Genomic DNA, 12,785 nt, shown 5'->3' on the forward strand with positions numbered 1-12,785 from the left:
TTCGCTTTTATGAAATTTTGTACTTTAGACTCATTTACTTTCAACTCATAAACTTAATACCTTACCACTCATAAACTTTTAAAACGTATGCAGAAACCTGCTTTTGATGATATTTTTATGGATTTGGCGGTTAACTTAGCCAAACGTTCTCATTGTGTGAAAGCACAAGTAGGAGCAGTGCTCACTAAAGATACTCGTATTATTTCAATAGGATATAATGGCCCGCCTGCGGGAACACATAACTGTGATATAGAATTTCCGATAGACGGTTGTGAGCGAGATTCAAAAGGAAGTTGTTCATTAGCCTTGCATGCGGAACAAAATGCTATTTTGTATGCAGTAAAAAATGGCTCAAGCATTGAAGGTTCAACAATTTATGTAACCTTGTCTCCGTGCATTGCCTGTGCAAGAATAATTTTTACCATGAAGGTCGCTAGAGTAATTTACCTTAACTCTTATGCCGAATATAAAGGAATCCCTAAAGATGAAGGAGTGGAGTTTTTAAAGAAATTTGGTGTTGAAGTGGTGAGGTATAGAAAAGACTAGAGGACTTTAAGACTAAAGGACTTAAGGATTAGAAAAGACTGGAGGACTTAAGGATTAGAAAAGACTGGAGGACTTAAAGACTGGAGGATTTAAAAGACTATAAAAGATTGAAGGACTTAATAACTCAAAGAATAAAATCTTAAAGTCATTAAGTCCTCCAGTCTTAAATCCAAAAGTCTACCCAAGATAAGTTTTCAACGCTTTACTTCTAGAAGTATGTCTTAATCTACGAATTGCTTTTTCTTTGATTTGTCTAACACGTTCACGTGTTAAATTGAATTTCTCTCCGATTTCTTCTAACGTCATAGCGTGTTCGCCATTCAAGCCGAAATACAAAGTAACTACATCTGCTTCACGTTGTGTTAAAGTAGACAAAGCTCTTTGAACTTCGCGACGAAGCGAATCATTAATTAATCCTGAATCTGGTTTATCTTCACCGTCATTTTCCAAAACATCCAACAGTGAATTTTCTTCACCTTGTACGAATGGTGCATCCATCGAAACGTGACGACCCGAAATTTTTAAAGTATCAACAACTTCACCTGTTGAGATTTCTAATACTTCCGCTAATTCTTCAGGAGTAGGCTCGCGCTCAAACTTCTGTTCTAATTCAGAAAAAGTTTTAGAAATTTTATTAAGAGAACCAACGCGGTTAAGCGGTAAACGTACAATACGAGATTGCTCAGCTAAAGCTTGCAAAATTGACTGACGAATCCACCAAACAGCATAAGAGATAAATTTAAAACCACGAGTTTCATCAAAACGTTGAGCAGCCTTAATCAAACCTAGGTTTCCTTCGTTAATTAAGTCACCTAAGCTAAGCCCTTGATTTTGATATTGTTTTGCTACGGATACCACAAAACGAAGGTTTGCCTTCGTTAGTCTTTCTAATGAAAGTTGATCCCCGTCACGAATTTTCTGAGCTAAAATAACCTCCTCCTCTGGTGTCAATAAATCCACCTTGCCAATCTCTTGTAAATATTTATCAAGTGACTGACTCTCTCTGTTAGTAATTTGCTTACTAATTTTTAGCTGTCTCATATTATCCTTGTTATATTTTTAAATGGTTAACAAATCCAAATGTTAAAAACCAAACAATTATATAAAGACAAAATGTTCAGAATATAATCGTTTGGTAAGATATATTTTTTAGTTCGTTATCAAAAGAACGTAATAAAATGCGGATTTGTTCTAATTCTTTTCTGGTTTTGGTAAAAGAGCTTTACGTGATAAGCGGAACTTGCCAGTTTTCTTATCAACTTCAATCAATTTTACTTTTACTTGTTCTCCGATTTGTAGTACACCTTCCACTGTTTCTAAACGTTCCCATTTGATTTCAGAGATATGTAATAAACCATCTTTGCCAGGTAAAAACTCAACAAATGCACCAAATGGCATAATTGACTTTACAATACCATCGTAAACTTCGCCTTCTTCAGGAATCATAACAATTCCTTTAACCATAGCAACAGCTTTGTCCATCGACTCTTTGTTTGAAGAGAATATAGAAACATAACCACCATCCGGTTTTTCTTCAATCGTTACCGTTGCGCCAGATTGTTTTTGAATATCTTGAACAATTTTACCACCTGGTCCGATTACTGCTCCAATTTGGTCTTTCAAAATTTTGATAACCATCGCTCTTGGCGTATGAGGCTTCATTTCAGGTCTAGTTGCTTGGATAGCTTCCTTCATTTTACCCAAAATGTGTAAACGTCCACGTTTTGCTTGATCCAACGCTTCCGCTAATACTTCATAAGAAAGTCCATCTACTTTGATATCCATCTGACAAGCAGTGATACCATTTTCAGTACCTGTTACTTTGAAGTCCATATCTCCTAAGTGATCTTCATCACCTAAAATATCAGAAAGAACTGCATATTTACCAGTTTTAGGATCAGAAATCAAGCCCATAGCAATACCAGAAACAGGAGCTTTGATTTTTACACCAGCATCCATTAATGCTAAAGTACCAGCACAAACAGTAGCCATTGATGAAGAACCATTTGATTCTAAAATATCAGAAACTACACGGATTGTATATGGATTGTCTGCATCAGCAGGTAATACTTTTTTGATTGCACGCATCGCTAAGTTACCATGACCAATTTCACGACGACCAGGACCTCTGTTTGGTTTTACTTCACCTGTAGAGAAACCAGGGAAGTTATAATGCAACATAAAACGATTGTAACCAGATGTCATTGCTTGGTCAACGATTTGTTCATCTAGTTTCGTTCCTAATGTTACAGTAGTAAGCGACTGTGTTTCACCACGAGTAAATACAGCCGAACCGTGTGGAGAAGGTAAATAATCAACTTCGCAAGTAATTTGACGAATTTCATCTAATTGACGTCCATCCAAACGATAACGTTCGATTAATACTAATTGACGAGCCGCTTCTTTTTCAATATCATGGAAATACCATTTTGCTAACGTTTTGTTAACAGTGTTATCTTCAGGTAATGATGTAAAGTATTCCTCTTCAATAGCTTTGAAAGAATCTTTACGACCACTTTTACTTGGGTTTGCTAATTTTACAGCGTCATAAAACTTCGTAAAATAAGTATCCCAAAGGAATTTTCTCAATTCTTCGTCATGCGTTTCATGATTGTATTCACGCTTAGCAGTTTTACCTGTTTCAGCCGTTAATTCAATCAAGGCAGCACATTGAACTCTGATAGCATCATGCGCAATTTTCAAGGCAGCAAGCATGTCAGTTTCAGAAATTTCATTTCCTTCACCTTCAACCATCAAAATGTCGTTAACATTTGCAGCAACTAATAATTCTAGTTCTGCATTAGCAATTTGAGAAGTAAGAGGGTTGACAACAAATTCGCCATTGATTTTGGCAATACGAACCTCAGAGATTGGTCCGTTGAATGGAATATCAGACACTGCAAGGGCAGCGGCAGCTGCTAAACCTGCAAAAGCATCTGGCGTAATCTCAGCATCTGCTGAAATCATCGTAATCATTACTTGAGTATCAGCGTGGTAGTCAGATGGAAAAGTAGGGCGTAAAGCTCTATCTACTAAACGACTCACCAAAATTTCATAGTCTGAAAGTCTTGATTCTCTGCGTAAAAATCCTCCAGGGATTTTACCAGCCGAAGCAAATTTTTCTTGATAATCAACTGATAGGGGTAAAAAATCTGTACCTTCTTTCGCTGTTTGGCTAGATACCACAGTTGCCAAAAGCATCATGTTTCCGCTTCTCACGACCACAGACCCGTCTGCCTGTTTTGCGAGTTTACCTGTTTCGATGGTAACTTCTTTACCATCGGGCATTATTATTTTCTTCGTAATTACGTTAAAAGACATATTTTTTGATTAATTACCTTGATTGATTAATAGTTTAACGTACCAAACAAGGTTTTTGTTGGATGTTGATTCGCAAATTCTTCTGTTCGTCAATGTTTAATTTATCCTTAAAATTGTTTAGAGAAACTACTTTACTGACGAACCACCAAAAAATTGACGAGTACCCAAAGAGAGGAAATGTAAGCAGGGAATCTTTTTCAAGACTCCCTGCTTTGAAAGAAAATTACTTTCTAATGCCGAGTTCAGCAATGATAGCACGGTAACGAGTAATGTCTGTCTTGATTAAGTAATCTAACAAACTTCTACGCTTTCCAACCAACTTTAAAAGACCCATACGAGTAGAGTGATCCTTTTTGTTTTTCTTTAAGTGTTCTGTCAAATGAGAGATTCTGAAAGTAAACAAAGCGATTTGCGACTCTGCAGAACCAGTATCAATTTTTGACTTCTCATGTCCACGAGATTCGAAAATCCCCTGCTTTACTTCTGAAGTTAAATACATCTTCAACCAGTTTAAATTGTTATAAAATATGAAAACGTGCAAAAATAACGTTTTTTCTTGCTATTAACAAATCTTAACTGTAATTATTGAAAAATCTCTTTGAAAACTTTGCTTTTTTAAGCTTTTCTTTCAGTTGATTAAAATAAACAATATAAGCATCACTTTCAAATAGTCGAGAATCGTTTTTGGCTTTGTTTAAAAAATACAATCCAATTAGGAACAATACAGTGTTTGAAATCCAAGCACCTATCTGTACGATTACCCTGCTTTCTTTGGCTGCTTTGTCGCCCTGCTGCGTCATTACATACATCAATATAAAAAATACGATGGCAATAACGACTGGTAACCCAAAACCACCCTTTTTAATAATACCACCCAAGGGCGCCCCAATCAAAAACATGACAAAAACGGCAAAAGCATTCGTGAATTTATGATGCCATTCAAGATTCGTTTTTCTTAAGTCCTCATCCTTAGCCGTTAATGTAGAGACATTACTTTCAGCAAAACTCAGGGCATTGTTAACCTGCGAAATAGCGAAATCAAGACTTTGATAAGGGTTAGCTGTATGAAGATCTCGCTTTTTTATGAGAGAGTCTATCGAACTCATCTTCATTTTTTTGAGTTTCTTCTGGTCTTCGTTTAATAATGGTGGAAATTTGTTCATCTCAAACAAATAATACGACCGTGCATTGTCATAAAAATTGCCTCTTATTCGGTTAAAGTCCTTTTTGAGCGAATCAGCATCTTTGGCTAATTCCCCATAACTTCTCATCATTTGATAATGCTTAAACTGTTCTTCTTCGGTTTTGTGCATATCAAAAGCCGCTAAGCTCATCACTACCTTACTTTTCCGAAAAGCATGCGTAACCATATCAGTCTGATTTGTATTGCTTGTTTTGTCAGCATCTTCTACATAATCGTTACCATTAAAAAGCTCAAAAATCAAATATTGTTTATCCATGATGGTGTACATCAATGCAGAATCGGCCAATGTTAGGTGTTTGTTCCCATCGTTTTTGGTATGGTCGAATATAACGATATTCTTTAAAGTCTTGTTGTCAGGGTATTTTTTTGAGACTTTTATGCTGTAGCCAGGCAAATCATTATAGAAAATACCTTCTTTGATATTTAAAGTGGTTTTCGTTGTTTTAATATCATATAGTAAACGATACCCTTTTAGGTTTGCCCAAGGCAAGGCAACATTATTGAACCAAAAAGCAAACAGACTAATCAACACCGTGACAATAAACATTGGTTGCATGGCTCGAGTAATTGAAATCCCTGCACTTTTGATAGCTGTTAATTCAAAAAACTCGCCTAATTTTCCATAAGTCATTAATGTAGAAAGAAGCATCGCTAAAGGCAATGCTATCGGAATGGTAATTAAGCTGAAATAAAAGAAAAGTTCGAAATACACTTCAACCCCTAAATCTTTACCAAAAAGGTCAGCGAAGTATACTAAGATAAGTCTCATCAAGAAAATGAAAATTACTACGGCTAGTGTTAATACAAATGGTTGCCAAAAGGACTTAATGATAAGTTTATCAAGTTTCTTAATCATATAATATAATTAAAACGCTCGTATTTCATTAAAGAAACACGAGCGTTGAATGCGCTCTGTTAAGGAAACGCAAAATTAAATATTTTTGAGTTGATACGCTTGTTAAATAAGCTTAATTGCCAACAATTTCTTTGAGCTTATAAATTAAATCTTCCCACAGTTCATTTAATTCGCTTTCATCTGTATTATCAGAATAGTCAACAATTTTTAAATAAGTAGAGCCTGTTAAGTCACTTACTTCCATTTTGAACTCAATATAATTATGGTCTCTGTCTTCAGGGCTACTGGGTAAAAAATCAAATTTGGCCGATTTATTTAACCTCAATTGTGAAAGCTTTGCAATATGACTATCGCCATCCCAAGAAAAATCAAATGTTGAACTGTCTTTCAAGGTCACTTTCTCTGCAAACCACTGTTGTAAGCCAGACGCTGAGCTAATGTAAGGAAAAAGTACCTTAGGAGAGGCTCTCAATTCAAATTCTACAATAAATTTATGTTTGCTCATAATCCTAACATTTAAAGGTAATTAAATCACAAAATTACTCGACGAAACAATTTGTGAAGATAGATGTCGAGTAATTGACTCCCGAAACTCTGTTTTGGCAAAGGTATAAATGTTAGAGAAATACGCAAGCTTTTTTTTTAATTTCAAAAAATTTACTTTTTCTTCGCTAAAAAATGTATTACGTTTCATTGTTGATTCTCAATTATTTATACGACATTTTGAGGAATTAATGATGAAGTTAAAAAAATAATTTGAATAAAAAATGAAAGTATTTCTAAAATACCTTTGCATTTGAATGCAAAACCACTAATTTTGCACCACAATACGACAGCGGGATAGCTCAGATGGTTAGAGCGTAGGATTCATAACCCTAAGGTCGGCAGTTCGATCCTGCTTCCCGCTACTTATTTAAAGCGTAATTAATTGAAATTCAATTGGTTACGCTTTTTCTTTTTTATCAATATTTAGTGTTTACTAATCTGTAAGTATCTATGCTTTTGCAACCGATTGTAAATCTTGTAGAAATTCTTTCAAGAAAAGGTGTTCATCATGCCATTATTTCACCCGGTTCACGGAATGCTCCATTAACAATTGCTTTGGTGCGTCATCCTGCTATTGAAACATTGTCGATTTCTGATGAACGTTCCGCTGCTTTTATTGCGTTGGGGATGGCTCAAAACCTTAGAAAACCCGTAGCTATTTGTTGCACTTCGGGCTCAGCAGCTTATAATTACGCGCCCGCAGTGGCCGAGGCTTTTTTTCAAGAAGTTCCTTTGATTATTTTGACAGCTGATAGACCCAAAGAGTGGATTCATCAACATGACGGGCAAACAATCTATCAAACAGATATTTTTGGCAAGCACGTAAAGCAAAGCTTTGAAATAGGGGCTGATTACAGCCATCCAGATGCTATCTGGCATATCGAACGAACAGTTAATCATGCCGTAAATCTGGCCAATACTTTTCCTAAAGGACCAGTTCATATTAATATTCCGCTAAGAGAGCCTTTTTATCCACTTGAAAATGAAGTAGTTGTCTCCGATGGTAATGTGAGAGTAATAGAAAGGGTTGAAACATCTAATGTTCTCTCAAACGAGGTATGGGCTAATCTTTTAGCAAGTATTGAGCAATATGATAAGGTATTGATAGCAGGCGGGCAAAATGAATTTGACCCTGATTTAACAAATATATTAGCGAAGCTACAAGACGAATTTAATTTCCCTGTAGTTGGAGACTCCATCTCAAATTTGAAATTCAACTTGATTTCTAATCAGGATGTTTTCCTACAGCAAGATGCTGAAAATTTAGCACCAGAGCTATTAATTACCTTTGGAAAATCCTTTATTTCAAAAAGTTTTAAAACCTTTTTGAGAAAAAATAAGGCTATCGAACATTGGCACTTAAGTTTAGATAATCACCTGATTGATACCTTTCAATCGTTGACCAAAATACTTCCTGTTCAACCGCTGTATTTCTTTTCCAAACTATTAGAGGAAATAGATTTCTCTCAATTCAAAAACGGAGATGATGAAGAAAGAAGTAGTGATTATTTGGACGCATGGAAAAGAAATAGCTTCAAGGCAAACAATTATCTTGAGCATTTTTTCTTAGAAAACTTCCATCAACATCAGTTAAATGAATTTTATGCCATCAAGAAACTATTAGATGCCTTACCTGCTGATAGTCAACTACATTTGGCTAATTCCATGTCAGTCAGATATGCCAATTATATAGGAACTGACCCAACTAAGAAAATAGAAATATTTGCCAATAGAGGAACAAGCGGGATTGATGGTTGTGTAAGTACTGCTGTTGGTGCTGCCCTGACTACTACCAAACGTGTGTATCTATTAATAGGGGATTTAGCTTTTTTCTACGATAGAAATGCCCTATGGAATCGTTATATGCCTGATAACCTTAATATTATTTTGATGAACAATCATGGTGGTGGAATTTTCAGAATAATTGACGGCCCAAGTAAACAGGCTGAGTTAGATGATTATTTTGAAACAGTTCAATCATACACCGCTGAAAAAATAGCCTCTGAAGCGAATCTTGAATATTTTAATGCAAAGACCGTCGAAGAGTTTCATCAATTGTCAATAGCTTTTCTTCAACCAAATGGAAAATCAAAAATCTTCGAAATAGAAACAGATAGTAAATACAATACTGAGATATTCAAGAAATTTAAAGCAGGCTTTGCGCTTTAAGTTAAACTAAGCATGAGTCATCCCGAATTTTAAAATCATAAAAAAGCGGTTGAAATTAGTTTTTCGACCGCTTTTTTGTGATTGATGAACAACGAATTCCTACTGTTTGAGCGGAGCGAGTCGGTTCGCCGATGCGATTAGGAATTCTTGATTTTTTTGCGTCCGCCGCTGCGGTTACTTTTTGCATCAAGGCAAAAAGTAAGGTCGAGAATAAATTCAAAAGTCTTTGAAATCTTCTGAAACGTATTATTTTATTAGAAATTGGGGATAAGCATGTTATTTAATATCAATACTATTATCCAATTTCTTAGCCTCTTGAAATTTCACTAAAGCCTCTTTCTCATTACCAATTTTTTTAAAGTAATAACCTAAATTTCTGAGCGTATAGGCATTTTGCGGATTAATTCTTAACGAACGCTCTAGCGTTTCTTTGGCTTGGTCTAGCTTACCAATTTGCAGTAAAATATAGCCATAGTTGTTTAAATAAATCGCATCAGTCGGTTTTAAAGCAATGGCTTGTTCTGAGAATACTTTGGCTTCTTGAAATTTTTGTTCTTCCGACAGGATAAATGCCAAGTTGTTTAAAGCGAAATCTTGTTTAGGATTAATCGAAATCGCTTTTTGAAAATCCTTCTTGGCTAAATCATATTGTTTGTTCTCAAAATAAATAAAACCGTGGTTCGAATACGCCTCAGCATTATTAGGGTTAATCCTAATTGCTTTTTCATAATCGGCCGTTGCTCCAGCAGCATTATTAAGTTGTACTTTTACATTCCCTAAGCTCACAAAATAAAAAGAGGAATCTTTAAAAGGCACAGCAATTTTCTCTAAATCAACTAAGCTATTTTGAAAATCTCCTTTTTGAAAAAATACTTCTGAACGATTGTAATAAGCTTCCCAATATTTTTTGTCGATATCAATGGCTTTATCCAAATCTGTTAAAGCTTCATCCAATTCATCAAGCTTTTGATGGGCCAAGGCCCTGTTATTATAAGCATCAGCAAAATCTGGATTTTTAATAATGGCTTCGTCAAACCAATGAATAGCCTCTTGATATTCCTTATCTTTTAATTTATAATTCCCCCTTTTGAAGAATTTGATAGCCTCTTCTTTTTTATCTGCACCGCAAGAAAAAAGTAAAATGCCCGAGAGTATCAATAATAATGCTTTGTTTTTCACTGATTTTAAATGTTTTATGTAAATAATTGTCTTTGAAGGTTCAGTTTTGCTTGATGAAGTCCCTCGTAAAATTACTAGAAATTGTTGGAATGGACTCTAAAATTAGACAAGACTCCTGTCTGAACTATGACATTAACACTTTTGTTTCTAATTTTGTAAGGACAGTTCGCTGTCTTGATTTAAACTTTAAAAAAATATTGCAATGATTAAAGCTGAAATGCTAACCGACAAAGGTTTGATGGTGATAGAATTTTATGAGCAAGATGCTCCAATCCATGTTAAAAACTTTGTTGATTTATCAAAAAGTGGATTTTACGATGGCGTAACATTTCATAGAGTTTTACCTGATTTTGTGATTCAAGGTGGAGACCCAACTGGAACAGGTGGTGGTGGCCCTGGCTATACTATTCCTTGCGAATTGACAGGAAATAACCAATATCACGACCGTGGTGTTTTATCAATGGCTCACCGTGGTAGAAATACTGGAGGTTCACAGTTCTTTATTTGTCATAGCCGTAAAAATACTGCTCACCTAGACCGTAACCATACTTGTTTCGGTAAAGTAGTAGAAGGTTTAGAAGTAATAGATGCTATTCGTCAAGGAGATGCCATCCAGAAAATTACTATTATAGAAGAATAGGTCAGTCTCACACAATTTAAATTAATCTGATATGTATTTTATTGGCGAGTTAAAAGGTTCCAGTCCTGATTTGAAAATTTCATTATATAAATGGAATTCAAAGTTTTTTGTAAAGTTCGAAACACCAGATTTAGAACAAGTTTACAAAATATCAGAGATGGACGTTTCTGAAGATGAAGTTCGAGCAATGGTTAACGAGGCCTTCATTGAAAAAATTATCACCCGTTTTAAAGAAATGTATCAAGATTTAGGAGAATTAATGGGAGATTATTAGCGTTAGCATCATAAAAAAGGGAATAAACAAATAAGTTTATTCCCTTTTTTAATAATCGTTTGTGAGAGTTGTTTACAAAAACAACCATTTTTTATAAAGTGCTTTTTGTTCCTCTGTTTGGGTAGGAAGAGCTTCAAGAACGAAATTTTTAGTAGGATTTCTCTGAATCTTAATCGAGTAGGTTTTTTCTAAACCATCTCTTCTTACTTTTACAGCCATAAGGTCTCCAATTTTCTTGTTACTGATAGCTTTTAAAACCTCATCAGATTTTGAAATAGTCAGTCCGTCAATCTGTAAAATTTCATCATTAACGTTTAATCCGTCGATATATGCAGGTGATTCTTTTATCACTCCAGTGATTTTCAAACCACTAGCTGCTCTAAATTCAGCCCCTAAATATGGCTCATTTTTTTCAGCATTTTTATCAACCAGCGTCATGCCCACGGCAGACAAATAGGTATTATAAGAAATAGCCTCTGTTCCAAAAATATATTTTTGGAAAAAATCATCCATTTTTTTGCCAGCAACCGCTTCTACTGTTTTTTGAAATTCTTCATCTGTAAAACCTCTGCCAAGTTTTTTGTAATATTCATTGTACAAAGCCTTCATTACATCATCAAGGTTTTTAGCACCTTTGGTAGATTCTAAAATAGCTAGATTCAAAACACCACCCAATACAGCTCCTTTGTCATAATAAGAAATAGTACTGTTGCGAGAGTTTTCGTTTTGACGATAATACTTTATCCATGCATCCCAACTTGATTCTGCTACCGATTGAACCTTATTACCTGGCTGATTTTCGATGGTATTGATTTCAGAAGCATAGGCACTCATATATTCCTCTGGCGTGTTCAAATTAGCCTTACGCAAAATGTAAGTAGCATAAAAACTAGTACAACCTTCTGAAAACCATAGCATGTGCGTATAATTTTCATTTTCATAATCAAACGGTCCGAGTGCTTTTGGACGAATACGTTTTACATTCCATAAATGAAAATATTCATGTGCTATCAAATTTAACAACCCCTGATAACGTTTTGGATCTGAATAGCTACTTCTTGATGTTTGGCAAGTAGTAGAATTAAGGTGTTCTAAACCACCTCCGCCAGCAGCTAAATTATGAATCAAGAAAGTATAGTCTTTACAAGGATGCTCACCAACAACAGACATAGCAGCTTCACAAACTTTTTTGAAATCAGCGGTAACTTTAGCATCATCAAATTTTGCTTCTCCATACATAGCAATTTTGTGCGGAACTCCACTTACATCAAACGAAAGTACTTTCTGCGTTCCAATTTCAATAGGTGAGTCAATCAAAATGTCAAGATTATCCGCTTGGTAAGTAAATGTACCAATATTTTTCAAGCCTGTTGAAACGCTCGTCCAGCCTTCATAAGGTTTAATTATCAGGGTTGATGGAACTTGTTTCCAAGCATTAACGTATAAGAATACACTTGCAGGATTTAAATACCCGTGTGAATCGTCTAAGAAAGATGTTCTAACCGACAATTCATAGGCATATACTTTATAAGAAATGCTTACTTCACTGGTATTTTTATCAATCAGTACGCGCCAAGTATTTTTATTGATTTTATCAGCTTTTAAAAGACTCGTTTTGCTAGTAGCCTTAACACTTTCTACATTTTTAGCATATTCACGAATCAAGTAAGAACCTGGTGTCCAAACGGCCATTTTAAAATCGATATAACCTTGAGCCTTAGTTTTTAAATCAAGATTAGACACTTTCATACTCACATTAAAATAATGAGAAGAAGGTTGTTCCATGGAAAGGGCATACTCAATTTTAGGCTGACTTATAGGGGTCTGAGCCCTCAGGAATTGGCAAATGAGTAGGAATACGGCTAATATTGATTTTTTTTTCATAATTTAATGTTTGCTATGAACGTTTTAAAATTAAATAATACTTTACGATGAAAAACTCTTTGTAGATTGATAATTTTACTTGATTATACTAAACTTATAAGCTTCGAAGAATTTCACAAACGTCAAAAGTAACAATCCATAGCTTGTTTAACAAATTATTTTCTAT

Annotated in this window: 11 protein-coding genes and 1 tRNA gene; 5 read left to right on the forward strand and 7 right to left on the reverse strand. The window is 34.9% G+C overall.

What is annotated here, in order from left to right; genetic code table 11:
- The first annotated feature begins 87 nt into the window (after positions 1–87).
- Entirely contained in the window at positions 88–546 is a 459-nt protein-coding gene (locus tag VB264_RS05990; protein WP_309916470.1) for a deoxycytidylate deaminase, read from the forward strand.
- Between the two features lie 177 nt (positions 547–723).
- On the opposite strand, the gene VB264_RS05995 is transcribed toward VB264_RS05990, so the two are convergent.
- From VB264_RS05995 to VB264_RS06015, 5 genes are all read right to left on the reverse strand, one after another.
- Positions 724–1,587 carry a sigma-70 family RNA polymerase sigma factor gene (locus VB264_RS05995; RefSeq protein WP_109744482.1) on the reverse strand — a complete coding sequence of 288 codons (864 nt, stop codon included), beginning with the start codon at positions 1,585–1,587 and terminating at the stop codon, positions 724–726.
- 150 nt (positions 1,588–1,737) lie between these two features.
- Positions 1,738–3,867: a polyribonucleotide nucleotidyltransferase gene (gene pnp, locus VB264_RS06000; RefSeq protein WP_323247625.1), complete on the reverse strand. Its 2,130-nt coding sequence runs from the start codon at positions 3,865–3,867 to the stop codon at positions 1,738–1,740.
- A 223-nt stretch (positions 3,868–4,090) separates the two neighbouring features.
- Positions 4,091–4,366 (reverse strand): 30S ribosomal protein S15, encoded by a 276-nt coding sequence (gene rpsO, locus VB264_RS06005; RefSeq protein WP_184135770.1) that lies wholly within the window; start codon positions 4,364–4,366, stop codon positions 4,091–4,093.
- A 73-nt stretch (positions 4,367–4,439) separates the two neighbouring features.
- Positions 4,440–5,927 carry an LptF/LptG family permease gene (locus tag VB264_RS06010; protein WP_323247627.1) on the reverse strand — a complete coding sequence of 496 codons (1,488 nt, stop codon included), beginning with the start codon at positions 5,925–5,927 and terminating at the stop codon, positions 4,440–4,442.
- A 112-nt stretch (positions 5,928–6,039) separates the two neighbouring features.
- Positions 6,040–6,432 carry an START-like domain-containing protein gene (locus tag VB264_RS06015; RefSeq protein ID WP_309916462.1) on the reverse strand — a complete coding sequence of 131 codons (393 nt, stop codon included), beginning with the start codon at positions 6,430–6,432 and terminating at the stop codon, positions 6,040–6,042.
- Between the two features lie 329 nt (positions 6,433–6,761).
- On the opposite strand from VB264_RS06015, the gene VB264_RS06020 reads away from it, so the two are divergent.
- Positions 6,762–6,835, forward strand: a tRNA-Met gene (locus VB264_RS06020).
- Between the two features lie 88 nt (positions 6,836–6,923).
- Positions 6,924–8,642, forward strand: a complete 1,719-nt coding sequence (menD, locus tag VB264_RS06025) for a 2-succinyl-5-enolpyruvyl-6-hydroxy-3-cyclohexene-1-carboxylic-acid synthase (RefSeq protein WP_323247629.1) — start codon at positions 6,924–6,926, stop codon at positions 8,640–8,642.
- Between the two features lie 276 nt (positions 8,643–8,918).
- On the opposite strand, the gene VB264_RS06030 is transcribed toward menD, so the two are convergent.
- Entirely contained in the window at positions 8,919–9,821 is a 903-nt protein-coding gene (locus VB264_RS06030) for a tetratricopeptide repeat protein (protein ID WP_323247630.1), read from the reverse strand.
- Between the two features lie 202 nt (positions 9,822–10,023).
- On the opposite strand from VB264_RS06030, the gene VB264_RS06035 reads away from it, so the two are divergent.
- Complete coding sequence (locus VB264_RS06035) at positions 10,024–10,461, forward strand: peptidylprolyl isomerase (protein ID WP_323247632.1); 438 nt, start codon at positions 10,024–10,026, stop codon at positions 10,459–10,461.
- Positions 10,462–10,492: 31 nt separating this feature from the next.
- The gene (locus VB264_RS06040; protein WP_323247633.1) at positions 10,493–10,735 is read left to right on the forward strand and encodes a hypothetical protein; all 243 of its coding nucleotides are present in this window, start codon (positions 10,493–10,495) and stop codon (positions 10,733–10,735) included.
- A gap of 72 nt (positions 10,736–10,807) precedes the next feature.
- On the opposite strand, the gene VB264_RS06045 is transcribed toward VB264_RS06040, so the two are convergent.
- Positions 10,808–12,619 carry a M61 family metallopeptidase gene (locus VB264_RS06045; RefSeq protein WP_323247635.1) on the reverse strand — a complete coding sequence of 604 codons (1,812 nt, stop codon included), beginning with the start codon at positions 12,617–12,619 and terminating at the stop codon, positions 10,808–10,810.
- Positions 12,620–12,785: the final 166 nt, after the last annotated feature.

This window comes from Arcicella aquatica, from assembly GCF_034928825.1.
GTDB classification, from domain to species: Bacteria; Bacteroidota; Bacteroidia; order Cytophagales; family Spirosomataceae; genus Arcicella; species Arcicella aquatica.